Raw genomic sequence first — 16,510 nt, forward strand, 5'->3', positions numbered from 1 at the left:
TAGATTAAAAAAATCCGCTCAATTGAGCGGATTTTTTTATTGTTTTAAATGCACAATTCGCAGCTGTAAACTCACATTACCATTAAACACATTACGGTCTATTTCATAAACTAGATGTACATGATCACGCATCGGATCAAATTCAAATCGACCTGCAGCATTAAATGCAATTGCATCGAAACTATAATGATCTAAAGCCAATTTAAGTTTTAAATGTGTGTCTTTGAGCCAACGGAAATCAATAACTTTAAAATTCCCTTCAAACTGAGGGAGTGGAAATTTTTGTCCCCAAGGCCCTAACTGCTCAATCCAGTTCAAGGTATCTAACTGCAAAGCAGAAACAGGGAGCTCACCATCAGTCCATAAGGTCGCTTGAAAGATAGACTCATCCATTGAAGCCACACAGTTATTAAATACTTGTTTAAAAGCCTCAAAGTTTTCTTTACGTATTGTCAAACCTGCTGCTGCTGCATGCCCACCAAAATGGCTTACGAGCTCAGGATGTTGCTCCGCGACTTGTTCAATCGTATCTCGAATATGGACTCCATCAATTGAACGTGCTGAGCCTTTAATATGAATACCATCTTCATCTGGTGCAAAAACAATAGTAGGCCGATGGAACTGTTCTTTTAAACGTCCCGCAACAATACCAATGACACCTTGGTGCCAATTTTCTTCAAATAGAACAAGCGCTGCAGGAATATCTTCTTTTGAAAGTTGCAAGCTATCTAAAGCAGATAAAGCTTGTTGCTTCATCTCTCCTTCAACTTGACGACGCTCTATATTTAACTGATTTAATTGCTGAGCAATCGGGTAGGCAGTTTCCATAGAATCAGCTAATAAACACTCAATACCAATGCGCATGCTTTCCATACGCCCCGCGGCATTAATACGAGGGCCTATTACAAATCCTAAATCTTGTGCTCGTAAAGAGGCTGCTTCTCGACCCGCAATATCAAGTAATGCCAATATTCCAACTCGACATTGATGTTGCTGAATGCGTTTTAAGCCTGCATCTACCAATATACGATTGTTGTAATCGAGTACAGCGACATCAGCATATGTTCCCAAAGCAACTAAATCTAAATATTGGGTAACTTTACTGGTAGTTTTGCCCTGTTTATTACGTAAACTTGCCAAATTGGCAAGCACATAAAATGCGACCCCTACCCCTGCAAGCGCTTTACTTGGAAACTCACAACCCAATTGATTCGGATTGACCACCGCCTCAGCAAGCGGTGTTTCTTTTGTTGTTAAATGATGATCGGTAATAATCACTTGCATGCCCAAGGCATGTGCAGAATCAACGCCAGCATGGCTGGAAATTCCATTATCTACCGTAATTAACAAATCTGGTTGATAAGTTCGATGAGCAAGCTCAGCAATCGCTGGAGTAAGGCCATAACCATATTTGAAACGATCTGGCACCAGATAATCGACTTGTGCCCCCATATCGCGAAGCACGAGTACCATTAATGCTGTACTGGTTGCCCCATCCGCATCATAGTCCCCGACAATAACAATTTTTTTTTGCTCATCAATAGCTTGATCTATTAATGATACAGCAGCATCCAACCCTTTAAGTGCGGGCGCAAGTAAATTCTTAAGTTTTAGCTCAAGTTCTTGCTCTGATTGCACGCCACGTCTTGCCAAAATTTCAGCAATAAACGGAGGCACGCCCTGAAACTGTTCAGGGCGTGTCAATAAAGGTCTTTGTTTAATTTGTATTTTTGTCATTTAAGGCATCAGCCGGTGCAACGTCCATTGACCATCGATTTTTTCATAACTCAAGCGGTCATGTAAACGATTTGGTCGTCCTTGCCAGAATTCATAATAATCCGGTTGCAAACGATATCCACCCCAAAACTCTGGCTTATCGAGTACTTCACGGCTTTCAACTTGTTGTTGCAAGTCTTGAAAGCGCTGCTGTAACAACTCTCTGCTTTCGATTTTTCCACTTTGCGGTGTACTAATATGAGCGGCGATCTGACTATCACGGGGACGTTTATGATAATAGTCTGTAGATTCCTGTTCAGGAATTTTGACCACATGTCCACCCACTCGGACTTGGCGCTCTAAACTCGGCCAATAAAATAACAATTCAGCATATGGGTTATCTGCCAGATCAGCCCCTTTTTGGCTGTCATAATTGGTATAGAAATCATAACCCGCTTCTGTCGCACCACGTAATAATACAGTTCTGACATGTGGACGACCGCTAGCACTGGCTGTTGCCAATGACATTGCATACGGTTCGTGCAAGTTAGCCGCTAAGGCATGATTAAACCAACCTAAAAATTGCTCATGTGGATTGTTAGCGACATGAGTCTCGTACAATTCACCTTGTTCATAGCTTAAGCGTAATTCACTTAAGTCTTTAATGACATCACTCATGGCTATACCTTATGCAACCTGTGCTTGTGAACGAACTGCATTTGCTAAATGTTCAGCTAAAGCATTTACTTCTTGCTCGTTATCACCTTCAACCATGACACGAATCACTGGCTCAGTTCCAGACTTACGAACTAAAATACGTCCACGTCCTTTAAGTTGCTCTTCGGCCTTATTAAACTCAGTCACTAGCGCTGGAATAGAGTATGGGTCAAGCATTTGCTCTAAGCGTATATTTACAAGAACTTGCGGGAATAATTTAAAGTCCTGAACTAATTCATGAAGTGCTTTATTCTGCTCAACCATCACCGTTAATACTTGCAATGCCGCAATAATGGCATCACCCGTTGTACTCTTATCTAAAGTTAAAATATGACCAGATGGTTCTCCACCTGTAACCCAGCCATTTTCTTCTAATGCTTGTAGTACATAACGGTCACCGACTTTCGCGCGAACAAAGCCAACTCCCGCTTTTTCAAGTGCGACTTCAAGTGCGATATTACTCATGACAGTACCGACCACGCCCACAGGTTTTTTCTGAGCTTGAGTCGCTAAAATATATAAAATATGGTCGCCATCAATTAAGTTACCAAACTTATCAACCATCACTACTCGGTCAGCATCGCCATCAAAAGCAATCCCTAGATCTGCGCCTTGCTCAACCACTGCTTTTTGTAAGTGTTCAGGATGTGTTGAACCACAGTTTTCATTAATATTTAAACCATCTGGCTCATTATATAAAGCAATAACTTTAGCACCTAGTTCACGAAAAACTGAAGGACCGACGCTGTAGGCTGCACCATGAGCACAATCCACAACAATTTTTAAATTATTTAAATCAAAATGATAGGGAAATGTAGATTTACAAAATTCAATATAGCGACCATTTGCATCATTTACTCGAATACTCTTACCCAAGTTTGCAGTGTCTTCAATCAATAAATCTTTTTCTAATTCTCTATTAATTTCTTCTTGTAATGAATCTGGTAGTTTTTTGCCTTCACTTGAAAAGAATTTAATACCATTATCAAAGTATGGATTATGTGATGCAGAAATTACGATGCCAGCATAGGCGTGTAATGCACGAGTAAGGTGTGCAATTGCTGGCGTCGGCAATGGACCAAGTAAGTGAACATATACACCAGCAGCGTTTAATCCTGCCTGTAAAGCGGCCTCTAAAATATAACCAGATAAACGAGTGTCTTTTCCTAATACAACAAGCGGTTTATTTTTTGGACTCGTTCGTTTTAATACCTTCCCTGCAGCAAAGCCTAATTTTAAAGCAAACTCTGGTGTAATAGGCGTTTGCCCAAATTTTCCACGAATACCATCTGTTCCAAAATAACTCATAGCTTATCTCATTTTACGCCACTTCAGCCGTGGCTCATTTCGTATATGGCTATTCTGCCATATGTCTTTTCATTAGATTTACTTTACACCAAAAACAAAAAGCCGTCAGTGTAATGACGGCTTTCTGCATTGATTTGGTTACCAAAAACTAACCGACACGATAGTTCGGAGCTTCTTTAGTAATCGTTACATCATGAACATGTGACTCAGACATACCCGCTGAAGTAATTTTCACAAATTTCGCATTTTGGCGAAGATCTTCAATTACTGATGAACCTGTATAACCCATCGATGAACGCAAACCACCCATCATCTGATGAACGATGTTACCCATTGGGCCTTTATATGGAACACGACCTTCAATACCTTCTGGTACTAACTTTTCAGCACCCGCTTTTGAATCTTGGAAATAACGGTCAGCAGAACCTGTTGCTCCAGCCATTGCACCTAATGAGCCCATACCACGGTAAGCTTTGTAGTAACGGCCTTGGAAGAATTCAACTTCACCCGGTGCTTCTTCAGTACCCGCTAGAAGTGAGCCAACCATGATTGTGCTTGCACCCGCACCGATTGCTTTTGCCATATCGCCAGAGAAACGAATACCGCCATCTGCAATTAAAGGAATTTGATCTTTCAATGCATTAGCAACGCTATCAATCGCAGAAATTTGTGGCATACCAATACCGGCCACAATACGTGTCGTACAGATAGAACCAGGACCAATACCTACTTTTACAGCATCTGCACCTGCATCTAATAATGCTAATGCAGCATCACCAGTTGCGATATTACCGCCGATGACTTGTACTTGAGGGAAGTTTTGTTTTACCCAACGTACACGTTCAATAACACCAGCAGAGTGACCGTGTGCTGTATCAACAACAATAACGTCAACACCAGCTTCAACTAATGCTTCCACACGACTTGGTGTTTCAACGCCTGTACCTACTGCAGCACCAACACGTAAACGACCAAGATCATCTTTACAACTGTTTGGATAACTCTCAGCTTTACGGAAGTCAGTTACCGTAATTAAACCTTTGAGTTCGTGGTTCTCACCAACAACCAAAACTTTTTCAATGCGATGCTTTTGCAATAATGCTTGAATATTTTCTTTAGATTCGCCTTCACGCACAGTCACCAAACGATCTTGGCCTGTCATGATATTGCTAACCGGTTGTTCTAAATTGGTTTCAAAACGCGTATCACGACCTGTCACAATACCAACAACCTTGCCGTCTTTAACAACAGGTACACCGCTAATGTTATTAGCGCCGGTAATTGCAATAAGTTCACGTACTGTAGTTTCTGGGGTTACAGTGATTGGATCTTTCACCATACCCGCTTCAAATTTTTTAACACGGCGTACTTCTGCAGCTTGAGCAGCAATATCCATGTTTTTGTGCAAAATCCCGATACCACCATTTTGCGCCATTGCAATCGCCATACGTGACTCAGTCACTGTATCCATTGCAGCTGAAACTAATGGGATATTTAAATGAATGCCGCGAGTTAAACGTGTCTTTAGAGAGACATCTTTTGGGAGAACAGTAGAGTAGGCAGGAAGTAATAAGACATCATCGAAGGTTAGCGCTTCTTGAACGATGGTCAGCATAACAATCTCACTGGTAAATTCCGTGAGCTATTATAAACAAATTTCAATGCAATTTTCATATAATCTTTGCCTTTTTCAGCAATAGATATCCGCCCACTCTAAATATTTCCCACTTATTATTAGGTTAGCTCATATTTAGCTCACCTGATCATAGTCATGATCATTTTCTGAATCTGCTGGGCTTACTTCAATTAGAGGAATCAGCTGGTGCGCCAAGCGCGCTTTCGTACACTGTTCATCAGCAATCTGCACCTCTTTACAAGTAGAACTACGCACAGCATAAATAGAACATCCTACTTCTTTACCAATTTCACCCGTTAAAGCCTGACACCGTGGCTGAGTTTGATTGGTTCCACGCATACAAGAATAAACGGGTGTCAAAGGTTCGACCAGATGTTCATCTATGAACTCGGCCTCAGCCCAGTAAAATGAAACCCGAAAATGTGCACAACACGCCCCACAGCGTAGGCACTCATCTGGAGTCGCAACTTGAGATAACATTTTTATTCAAATTCTCGTCATCAAAAATTTTTCTGTGACGCAAAATCCTAAAAAAATTTCAAATTGGACTCAAGATATTGAACCTAACTTTTTATGTTGGACAGCTAAAAATTTGTTCAGTCATTAAATCTACGCCGCATGGCAATGTTTCAATCCAGTCTAAAAACTGGTTAATCATTTCTTTGCCAATAAATGGAATACCGTGCTGCGGCACAATCATTTCAATATCCATTTGACGAACCATATTGACCCATAAGCGTATGACTTTATTGGAACACATATAGCGTTGGTGAAAAGCTTTCATTTTCATCACATGGGCATCAAAATCTTTTAGAGGCAGACTAGCATCATCGACAATTGAAGCCCCCATATCGCCAGAGAATAAAATTTTGGCAACTGGGTCATAAAACTGGAAATTACCTACCGAATGTAGAAAATGTGCCGGAACCATAACAAGCTTTGATTCGCCCAACTGGATCACTTGCCCACGATCTGGCAACTCAATAAGACGATCTTCCCAATTTCCTTTCATGCGCTCACTCATAAATGAGGAATTCAGGTGAGGTAAAAATCGTGCCCATAATTTAGAAGCAACCACTTTAGCATCTGTATAGACCAACCAACGTGGCATTGAAGTAATAATGTCTGGGTCTTGATGCGAAGCAATCACATAGTCTAGATTTTTAAGACGAGTATATTTATTAAGTTCCATAGTGAGTGGGACATAGGTCAAATCACCCCCTGGGTCAATAACAGCCGCTCGTCCATGATCAATAATTAAAAATTGATTGGCTTGTATGCCCTCACCTTTGACCAAGCTGGTAAAACTAATACATTTATGCACACCATTATCAAATAATATCTGAGATGTTGTTTTTTCAAACCCCATTTAATTTCCCCAAAAAACTTTTAAATATTAGATATTTTTATATCCATACTAAAATAAAGGGATTCTAAGAGGCTTGCAATGAATTGCTTGATATTTCTCATAATATTTTAAAATTGATTTTACTTTTCTTATTCTAGAAATGAATCATCAAAAAATTGGCGATCTTTATAGTCTCCTTAAATATACTTTATCTTGAAGCTTAACTACTTAAACACTCAAAAAAAAACGCACCCTTAATGAATGCGTTTTATATAAATTGAAAATAATTTAGAAGAAATAATGCTGTACTAGTGTAGAAAAACCCACGATGAAGAAAATAGCCGCACCAATTTTATGAATGAGTGAGATAGATAAACGTTCAGCCAATTTATTACCAATAAATACAGCGGGTGCATTGGCGATCATCATTCCTAGTGTTGTACCGAGCATCACCCAAAAAATGCTTTCATAACGTGCAGCTAAAGCGACTGTCGCAATTTGGGTTTTATCACCAATTTCAGCTAAGAAAAATAAAATAAAGGTCGCACCAAAAACACCTAATTTTTGCCATCTGTTAATGCTATCTGTTTCATCATCTAACTTATCTGGAATAAGCATCCAGAACGCCATACCAATGAAGCCAACCGCAAGCACCCAGACTAAAATTTCGGGACTTAGAACCGTTGTAATCCACTGACCAAGTACAGCAGAAATACCATGGTTAATTAGAGTTGCTAAAAGAATCGCTATTAAAATAGGAATTGGCTTACGAAAACGTGCAGATAATAAAAGTGCCAACAACTGAGTTTTATCGCCCATTTCAGCAAGGGCAACAATTGAGGTAGAAATCAGAAATTCTTGCATCTCGGTTCTCTGGCTAGCATAAATGCCTATGACCTACCCCTCCTGCTAGCCAAATATCATAAAATGATTGCAGAGTGGTAAATCAAAGGTCTTGCCAACTCAGGAACGATGAGACGTTTAAGCTATGATGACCATGTTCTGTTGAACAATTATGTTGACCATCACCTATTCACATTTGCTGTGAATAGCGGCTACTCCCCAATGAAGTATGCGTTTATTATATTCAAGTCATTCTATTTTTCAAATGTTCAAGCAAGAAATTTACCCACCCCCACCCGAATAAACACACAGCACCGAATAACACAGCAAAATAAGTGCTTATATGAATAAACCCGATATAACGATTGCTTGTTCCAGCCTGATATTTAAAGAGGCAACAAAACAAAACCCCGCCGAAGCGAGGTTTTAGTTAATTATTTCAGAATATTAGATTAATAAAGTACGAATATCTTTAAGAAGTTTCGTAAGTTTATTGGTAAAGCGAGCTGCATCTGCGCCATTAATTACACGGTGGTCATAAGACAATGACAACGGCAACATTAAGCGTGGATCAAAGTCTTTACCATTCCATACAGGCTGCATCGTTGCAGGTGAAATACCCAAGATTGCAACTTGTGGCCAGTTCACAAGTGGTGTAAATGCCGTACCACCTATTGCACCTAAACTTGAAATGGTGAAATTCGCACCTTGCAAGTCTTTCGGTGTTAATTTCTTATCACGTGCTTTTTGACCTAATACACCCAATTCAACTGCAATTTGCTTAATTGATTTTTGGTCTGGGTTACGAAGTACTGGCACAGTTAAACCATCAGGTGTTGCTACCGCAATTCCCATATGGATTTCATTGCGCAAGAGCACTGATTTACCGTCATCAGATAGATGACCTGCGAACTCACGCTCTTCTTTCAACAAATGCGCAACCGCTTTGATAATGAACGCCATAATCGTCAGGCTGATACCTTCTTTTTTGAAGTTACCTTTCAGCTCATTACGCCAATCTTCTAACTCAGTAATATCAGCCAAATCAAACTGGGTGACTTGCGGAATAAAGTTGTTCAATGACAGTTGCGGAATTGATACTTGCTGCAAACGCGTCAGTACTTTTTCTTCCACGCCACCAAACGCAGTGAAATCAGGAAGCTTTGGCAAACCCGAAACTGCTGGTGCAGTCGCCGCAACTGGCGCTGCTTGTGGTGCAGTTAAACGAGTCTTCACATAAGCAAAGATATCTTCTTTAACAACACGGCCATGCTCACCAGAAGTTTTAACTTGTGACAAAATCACGCCAAGTTCACGAGCAAGCTTACGAACAGCAGGACCTGCATACACTTTAGCGTTTTCGGCTTCTTGCTCTTTGGTTAGCTTGTCAGTACCAGATGTCGACGCTACAGGTGCAGACTGAGTTGCAGCAGGAGCTGTTGCTTTAGGGGCTGCAGCCTGTGGAGCTGGCGCCGCTTCTGCTTTTGCCACTGGAGCAGCAGGTGCTTGACTTTCAGCTTCAATTGTTGCAAGCAACACGCCTTGAGAAACTTGTTGACCTGCCTGTAAGTGAATTGCTTTTACAACGCCTGCAACAGTACTTGGAACTTCTACAGTTGCTTTATCAGACTCGACAACAACAAGGCTTTGATCCACATCAACTTTATCGCCAACTTGAACCAAGATTTCAGCAACAACTGCTTTATCTACGCCCAAATCAGGAACATTGATATCAACTGGACCAGATTGAGCTGGAGCCGCTGCTACAGTTTCTTGCTTGGCAGCAACAGGTTCAGCCGCCGCAGCTGGAGCTGCTGTAGTAGCAGGAGCTTCTGCTTGCGCATTAGACGCAGCTGCTGTTTTCACTTGAATAAGAACAACACCTTCTTTAACAGTATCGCCTTCTTTCACTTGAATACTTTCTACAGTACCCGCAACACTGCTTGGAACTTCTACAGTTGCTTTATCTGACTCTACAACAACAATACTTTGTTCAGCATCAATCTGGTCACCCACTTTAACGAGGATTTCACCAACCAATGCTTTTTCAACACCAATGTCAGGTACAGTCACATCAACAGTTGCAGTTGATGTAGCGGCAACAGGCTGAGCTGAAGCTTGAGTTTGTTGAGCAGTTGCTGGTGCTGCTTGTGCTGCACCTTCTGCTTCGATTTCAATCAAAGCAACGCCTTCAGTCACATCATCACCTTGGTTAATCAAGATGCTTTTTACCACACCTGCTGAAGTGCTAGGCACTTCAACAGTTGCTTTATCTGACTCAAGCACAACGATACTGTCGTCAACTTCAACGCGGTCGCCAACTTTTACTAAAATTTCAGCGACGTTTGCTTTATCTACACCAATATCAGGGGTCTTAATTTGCATGCTTAGTTCCCCTCACCTGTTTGCGTTTCATTGTATTCAGCAACTGCCTGAACTTCTGGATGCGCTTGTGGAGCCCATGCAACTGGACGATCCGTATCTAACTCAAAGTTAGAAATCGCATCTTTCACTAAACGAGCATCTACTTCACCTTCGTCAGCTAATTTTTTCAAAGTAGCAACAACGATATGTGCAGCATCAACACCAAAGAAACTACGTAAATTCGCACGTGTATCTGAGCGACCGTAACCATCTGTACCTAATGCAACAAATGGACGACCATCTGGAAGATATGCACGGATTTGTTCGCTGTACGCACGCATATGATCTGTAGCAGAAACTACAATACCTTCCGTACCACGTAATTGCTTAGATACCCAAGACTCTTTCACTTCTTCAGCAAGTGGGTGTAAGCGGTTGTATTCTTCACATGCCATACCATCACGTGACAACTCATTGAAGCTTGTTACACTCCAAACGTTTGAGTGGATTTGGTATTCATCACGTAAGATTTTCGCAGCTTTAATCACTTCACGAAGAATTACACCTGAACCAAGTAATTGAACAGTTGCTTTTTCATCTTTTTCGAACAAGTACATACCACGCTTAATGCCTTCCTCAGCGCCTTCTGGCATTGCAGGATGCTCGTAGTTTTCGTTCATTACCGTTAGGTAATAGAACACTCGCTCTTGGTTCACATACATACGTTGTAAACCGTCGTGTACGATCACAGCCAATTCATAACCAAAACATGGATCATAAGATACACAGTTTGGAATTGTGTTCGCCAAGATATGTGAATGACCATCTTGGTGCTGTAAACCTTCACCGTTCAATGTTGTACGGCCAGCGGTCGCACCCAACAAGAAACCTTGTGCCTGTGCATCACCAGCAGCCCATGCAATGTCACCAATACGTTGGAAACCAAACATTGAGTAGTACATATACATTGGAATCATTGGCAAGTTATTGGTTGAATAACTTGTCGCTAACGCAGCCCACGCACTCATCGCACCAGCTTCGTTAATCCCTTCTTGAAGCATGTGACCATCACTTGCCTCACGATAATGCATTAACTGTTCTTGGTCTTCTGGAGTATATTTTTGACCGTGAGCGGCATAAATACCGAGCTGACGGAACATACCTTCCAAACCAAAAGTACGTGCTTCGTCTGGAACGATTGGTACTACACGGTCTTTAATTGCTTTTTCTTTAAGTAAAGCAGCAATTAAACGAACCATCACCATAGTGGTAGATTGCTCTTTACCACCTGAACCGTTTAATACTGCATCAAATACAGATAATTCAGGAATCGCTAAAGTTTCACTCTCTTTACGACGTGCAGGTAGGTAACCACCTAATGCTTCACGACGTGCCTTCATGTACTTCATTTCTGGAGAGTTTTCACTTGGGCGGTAGAATGGAAGCTCTTCTAACTTATCGTCTGTAAATGGCAGGTTAAAACGGTCACGTACATATTTCAAAGAGTCGATCTGCATTTTCTTGATTTGGTGAGTCTTGTTCACCGCTTCAATTTCTTCAGACAAACCGTAACCTTTAACAGTTTTCGCAAGAATCACTGTTGGTTGACCTTTAGCTTTCATTGCTTCTGCATAGGCAGCAAAAACTTTGTACGGGTCATGACCACCACGGTTAAGATTATCGATGTCTTCATCGCTTAAATCTTTTACAAGTTCCGCAGCTTCAGGGTACTTGCCAAAGAATTTCTCACGTGTGTATGCACCACCTTTTACTTGATAGCGTTGGTACTCACCGTCAACCGTTTCTTCCATTACCGCTTTTAAAGCGCCTGAGCTGTCTTTTGCAAGTAGTGGATCCCAATGACGACCCCATACCACTTTAATGACACGCCAGCCTGCACCACGGAATAAAGATTCTAGTTCTTGAATGATTTTACCGTTACCACGTACAGGGCCATCTAGACGCTGTAAGTTACAGTTAACCACCCAAATGAGGTTATCAAGCTTTTCACGACCAGCAAGTGAAATTGCACCAGTACTTTCTGGCTCATCCATCTCACCATCGCCAAGGTATGCCCAGACTTTGCGATCTTCTTCTTTGATCAAGCCACGATTCATCAAATATTTTTGAATGTGTGCCTGATAAATCGACATGATTGGACCAAGACCCATTGATACGGTTGGGAATTGCCAATAGTCCGGCATTAAATATGGATGTGGATAGCTTGGTAAACCGTTACCGCCAACTTCACGGCGGAAATTACTTAACTGTTCTTCCGTTAAACGTCCTTCGAGGAATGAACGTGCATAAATACCAGGAGCACAGTGTCCTTGGTAATAAATCATATCTCCGCCAAAGTTATTGCTGTTTGCGCGGAAGAAATGGTTAAAACCTACGTCATATAATGTTGCACTTGATGCGAAGCTCGCTAAGTGACCACCTAAATCATCACCTGTTTTATTCGCACGAAGTACCATTGCTAAGGCATTCCAACGAATCAATGCACGAATACGGCGTTCCATATCTTGGTCGCCTGGCATTGCAGGTTGCTCTTCAACAGAAATTGTATTTAAGTAAGGTGTATTGAGACGTTGAATTGGAACATGCTTAGCAATTGCTTGTTGGTAAAGTTTTTCCAACAAGAATGCCGCTCGCTCAGTTCCCATATGTTGTAAAACTGAATCGAATGCATCTTGCCATTCTTGGGTTTCTTGTGCGTCGGAGTCACCGTAAAACGCCATAATTCACCTGTTCCTTGTTCTCTAATCTACTTTGTATTTTTACCACGTTTTGCCCCTCTCAAGTTATTGCCACGGGTGAATGTGAGGGGGCCCTATTATTTTCTGAATGAATAGTCATTGACCGAGCATGACTCAAAATAACAAAAAAACGCCAATATAGGCGTTTTTTTATACGATTATTACGTTAAGAAAGGTTTATGTTCATTTTCAGATTCAAAAATTTAATAACCTTGATCTTATAAGAAATGTAATTAAGGCAACATTGCTAAGTAAGTTGATGGATTCTTACGTTGACCATCTTTAACTACTTCGTAATGTAAATGTGGCCCAGTACAGCGACCTGTACAACCCACGTTCGCAATATGGTCGCCAGCAGAAACCTGATCACCCACACGAACCATTAGACGTGAAGCATGTGCATAACGCGTTAAATAACCATTACCATGGTTAATTTCAACATATTGACCATAACCTGTACCCCAGCCCGATTTAGTTACAATACCAGGACCTGTTGCATAGATAGGTGTGCCACTTGGCGCTGACATATCTAAACCACCATGATGTTCTGCACGACCACTCATAGTGCGACCACCAAAGTTAGAAGAAACACGTACACTATCAGGTAGAGGATGAGACACTAACCAAGAATAAGGATTTGAAGAAGAGGCATTGAAAGAGCTTTTAGCAGTCGTATGACCATATTTTTTTGCCAGTGAGTCGTTGTTGAGCTCAACTGTTTTTGGGCGTAAAGTGACTGAAACTTTAGCACTCGCCGGAAGATCTAAATCATCAGGATGAGTATATGAACCTTGAGATAATGTTTTTGATAACTGTTCCAATCGATCTGAGTCAGTAGATTGGTTAATATTTTGATAATCTGCAAAAGCAACTGATGCTGCCGAAGCGGCAAGTGAAAACGCTAATAAAATACGACGCGTGTGCATAAAAACCTCTTGAAACTGTTCTTACTCAAGTTCCTTATGATCTCTTCCTTGATATCGATTGAAATGAACGCTTAAGATAAAGACAAGAATCTATCTGAGAATGACCCATGTCCAAACCCGATAACGTTTTTCAACAAACCGGAAAACACATAAAAACAGGAAACCTTACGTTTCTAACAACGCAAGTCGCGCAATGGCAAAGACTTACGAAAATAATCCAACCCTTATTGCCCCAACCGGAACAATGGCAGGTTGTGTGTTATCAAAATGGCTCTTTAATTATTACTGGTGAAAATCAGGCAATGATTAGTCAACTCAGCTATTTACAGAGCCAATATATATCTAAATTATCTCAACTTGAAGGATTAAAAGACTTACAAAGAATTCAAGTTCGTTTAAGAAATAAAACTACTTCTATAACGCCCCCATCTGAGCCTTCTAAATCCATCCCCCCGGAAACACAAGAAATGTTACGTAGTGCCGCCGACTTCGTGAGCGACCCTAAGCTTAGCCAAGCTTTACTACGTTTGGCAAGCAATAAAAAATGATGAGCTTTCCATTTCTTAATTAGAATCGTTCTTATTATGTGATAAAAATCACACTTTATAGTGTTACATTATAACGTAGCCAAATAAAGACAATGACTTATGTCACACTCACGTATGGAATTGGACAGTCCATCTCGTCATCAAATGTTACAATTTCATAATTACTCGGATCACTTTGAACATTGCGTAATAGCTGATTATTCAAAGCATGTCCTGACTTGTACCCATCAAACTTGGCAATAATTTGATGACCAAGTAGATACAAATCACCCACTGCATCTAAAATTTTATGTCGAACAAATTCATCAGCAAATCGTAAACCTTCTTCGTTCACGACTCCTGTATCATCCACACCAATTGCATTATCTAGGCTCGCCCCTAAAGCCAAATTATTTGCTTTGAGGTAGTCTAAGTCTTTCATAAATCCAAAAGTTCGCGCCTCACTGACTTCATACACAAACGTTTCGGTCGAAAAATCAATGGTTGCTGACTGATATTCTTTTGCAAATGCCGGATGATCAAAATCAATCGTAAAGTTGAGCTGAAAACCATTATGTGGACTAAAAATAGCTTTTTTATCATCAATTAAAGCTGCAACAGGTTTTAATATTCTTATAAATTTTTTCGGAGCATCTTGTTCACGCAAACCACCTTGCATCAACAAATAAATAAATGGACCAGCACTACCATCCATAATAGGAACTTCGGATGCAGATACTTCCACAATTAAATTATCAATTCCTAAACCGGCAATTGCACTCATCACATGTTCGATTGTGCCTACCTTAATATCACCCGTGACAAGATTTGAGCACATAAATGCTTCTTGAATGAGCAATGCATCAGCAGCGATATCGACCGGTGGATCCAAATCGATACGGCGAAATACAATACCTCCATCCACGGTATGTGGAATGAAATTGATCATCACTTTTTGACCGCTATGAAGACCTATTCCACTCGCTTTTACCACACGACTGAGAGTACGTTGTTTCACCATGCTTTGTAACTTCTTTTTTAAAACCGCTATACGTTAGCATATTTAGTGATTGATCAAAAATAAAAAAAGGCAGTGTTTATACACTGCCTTTTAATAAATCGAACGCTAAATTACTTACGTTGCTGATTTTTCAAGTAATCTTGAATGCTCATTGGCGAAGAACGCGGTGATGAACTTGGTGCATTATTCACATCAGTTTCAGCATTTTGACGTTTATTAATTGCAGGAACATCATCTTCATCTACAGATTGTGCAGATTGAGTCGATGCATGGCTTACTGTATTACGCTTTCTTGGCTCTGCATCTGCTGCATTACGTGTAAGACCAGTTGCAATCACAGTTACGCGTAATTCATCACGTGCATCTGGATCAAATACTGTACCGTAGAAGATTTCACCTTCGTCAAGATCAACAATCTGGTTAACCACATCAGTAATGATTTCTGTTTCACGTAATGTGATGTCATCACCACCAGTAATGTTAATTAACACGCCTTTCGCATTGATAATGTTCACATTATCAAGTAATGGACTACGAATTGCCTGTTCAGCAGCTTGACGCGCACGGTCTTCACCACGGCCTAAACCAGCACCCATCATTGCGTAACCGCGAGTACTCATTGCAGTTTTCAAATCGGCGAAGTCAAGGTTAATGTGACCACGGTTAACCACAAGGTCAAAGATACTGCGTACAGCGTTTAACAATACATCATCTGCCTTTTTATAGGCATCTTTCATTGAAATATCACCATAAACGCTTAACAAACGTTGGTTAGGAATAATAATCAATGAATCAACATGTGCTTCAAGCGCTTCAATACCACGCTCAGCAGACTTTTGACGACGACGACCTTCAAAGTTAAATGGAGTCGTTACTACACCAACAGTCAAAATCCCCATTTCTTTAGCAACTTCAGCAACAACCGGAGCTGCACCAGTACCTGTACCACCACCCATACCAGCAGTTACAAATACCATGTCAGTGCCTTCAAGGTGCTGACGAATAATTTCACGGCTTTCTTCTGCTGCAACTTGACCCACTTCAGGGTTAGCGCCAGCACCTAGTCCACGTGTACTTTGCTCACCTAACTGAATTTTGAAAGGCGCATTCATGCAATCAAGTGCTTGTTTATCTGTATTGGCACAAACGAATTTAACACCCTGAATATCAGACTGTACCATGTGCTGAACGGCATTACCGCCACCGCCACCTACACCAAATACAGTGAAACGGGCTTGACCGTTGCCATCGTTTAGTTCATCTTCTATAAATTCAAATGAGGCCATGACCTTTAGGGTTCCTAATACATTATGGCAGTCACTTCAGCCCGTATACTGCCTTGATT

The 16,510-nt window shown here is 40.9% G+C and carries 13 protein-coding genes and 1 riboswitch; of the genes, 1 reads left to right on the plus strand and 12 read right to left on the minus strand.

Annotated elements, in window-relative coordinates; translation table 11 throughout:
* Nucleotides 1–36: 36 nt before the first annotated feature.
* The 10 genes from recJ to ABLB96_RS01850 all read right to left on the minus strand — a co-directional run bounded on the left by recJ (nucleotide 37) and on the right by ABLB96_RS01850 (nucleotide 13,617).
* Entirely contained in the window at nucleotides 37–1,737 is a 1,701-nt protein-coding gene (recJ, locus tag ABLB96_RS01805) for a single-stranded-DNA-specific exonuclease RecJ (protein WP_348896505.1), read from the minus strand.
* Nucleotides 1,738–2,394, minus strand: a complete 657-nt coding sequence (gene pdxH, locus ABLB96_RS01810) for a pyridoxamine 5'-phosphate oxidase (protein WP_348896506.1) — start codon at nucleotides 2,392–2,394, stop codon at nucleotides 1,738–1,740.
* 9 nt (nucleotides 2,395–2,403) lie between these two features.
* On the minus strand, nucleotides 2,404–3,741 hold the full coding sequence (glmM, locus tag ABLB96_RS01815) for a phosphoglucosamine mutase (RefSeq protein ID WP_348896507.1): 1,338 nt from the start codon (nucleotides 3,739–3,741) through the stop codon (nucleotides 2,404–2,406).
* Nucleotides 3,742–3,889: 148 nt separating this feature from the next.
* On the minus strand, nucleotides 3,890–5,356 hold the full coding sequence (gene guaB, locus ABLB96_RS01820) for an IMP dehydrogenase (RefSeq protein ID WP_348896508.1): 1,467 nt from the start codon (nucleotides 5,354–5,356) through the stop codon (nucleotides 3,890–3,892).
* Between the two features lie 135 nt (nucleotides 5,357–5,491).
* The gene (locus ABLB96_RS01825) at nucleotides 5,492–5,857 is read right to left on the minus strand and encodes a YkgJ family cysteine cluster protein (RefSeq protein ID WP_348896509.1); all 366 of its coding nucleotides are present in this window, start codon (nucleotides 5,855–5,857) and stop codon (nucleotides 5,492–5,494) included.
* Nucleotides 5,858–5,948: 91 nt separating this feature from the next.
* A complete protein-coding gene (locus ABLB96_RS01830) occupies nucleotides 5,949–6,746 on the minus strand; it encodes an MBL fold metallo-hydrolase (protein ID WP_348896510.1) in 798 nt (265 codons plus the stop codon).
* Nucleotides 6,747–7,013: 267 nt separating this feature from the next.
* The gene (locus ABLB96_RS01835; protein WP_348896511.1) at nucleotides 7,014–7,589 is read right to left on the minus strand and encodes a TMEM165/GDT1 family protein; all 576 of its coding nucleotides are present in this window, start codon (nucleotides 7,587–7,589) and stop codon (nucleotides 7,014–7,016) included.
* A gap of 15 nt (nucleotides 7,590–7,604) precedes the next feature.
* Nucleotides 7,605–7,801, minus strand: a riboswitch (yybP-ykoY riboswitch).
* A 214-nt stretch (nucleotides 7,802–8,015) separates the two neighbouring features.
* Nucleotides 8,016–9,953 (minus strand): 2-oxo acid dehydrogenase subunit E2, encoded by a 1,938-nt coding sequence (locus tag ABLB96_RS01840; protein ID WP_348896512.1) that lies wholly within the window; start codon nucleotides 9,951–9,953, stop codon nucleotides 8,016–8,018.
* 2 nt (nucleotides 9,954–9,955) lie between these two features.
* Nucleotides 9,956–12,673: a pyruvate dehydrogenase (acetyl-transferring), homodimeric type gene (gene aceE / locus ABLB96_RS01845; RefSeq protein ID WP_348896513.1), complete on the minus strand. Its 2,718-nt coding sequence runs from the start codon at nucleotides 12,671–12,673 to the stop codon at nucleotides 9,956–9,958.
* A 251-nt stretch (nucleotides 12,674–12,924) separates the two neighbouring features.
* Nucleotides 12,925–13,617: a M23 family metallopeptidase gene (locus ABLB96_RS01850; protein WP_348896514.1), complete on the minus strand. Its 693-nt coding sequence runs from the start codon at nucleotides 13,615–13,617 to the stop codon at nucleotides 12,925–12,927.
* A 107-nt stretch (nucleotides 13,618–13,724) separates the two neighbouring features.
* Between ABLB96_RS01850 and ABLB96_RS01855 the strand changes: the two genes are divergently transcribed.
* Nucleotides 13,725–14,165 (plus strand): DciA family protein, encoded by a 441-nt coding sequence (locus ABLB96_RS01855; protein ID WP_348896516.1) that lies wholly within the window; start codon nucleotides 13,725–13,727, stop codon nucleotides 14,163–14,165.
* Nucleotides 14,166–14,262: 97 nt separating this feature from the next.
* On the opposite strand, the gene lpxC is transcribed toward ABLB96_RS01855, so the two are convergent.
* Both lpxC and ftsZ read right to left on the minus strand, forming a co-directional pair.
* Nucleotides 14,263–15,165, minus strand: a complete 903-nt coding sequence (gene lpxC / locus ABLB96_RS01860) for a UDP-3-O-acyl-N-acetylglucosamine deacetylase (RefSeq protein WP_348896517.1) — start codon at nucleotides 15,163–15,165, stop codon at nucleotides 14,263–14,265.
* 110 nt (nucleotides 15,166–15,275) lie between these two features.
* Nucleotides 15,276–16,451 (minus strand): cell division protein FtsZ, encoded by a 1,176-nt coding sequence (gene ftsZ, locus ABLB96_RS01865; protein WP_199999723.1) that lies wholly within the window; start codon nucleotides 16,449–16,451, stop codon nucleotides 15,276–15,278.
* Nucleotides 16,452–16,510 lie beyond the last annotated feature (59 nt).

Source organism: Acinetobacter sp. XH1741 (assembly GCF_041021895.1).
GTDB lineage: Bacteria > Pseudomonadota > Gammaproteobacteria > Pseudomonadales > Moraxellaceae > Acinetobacter.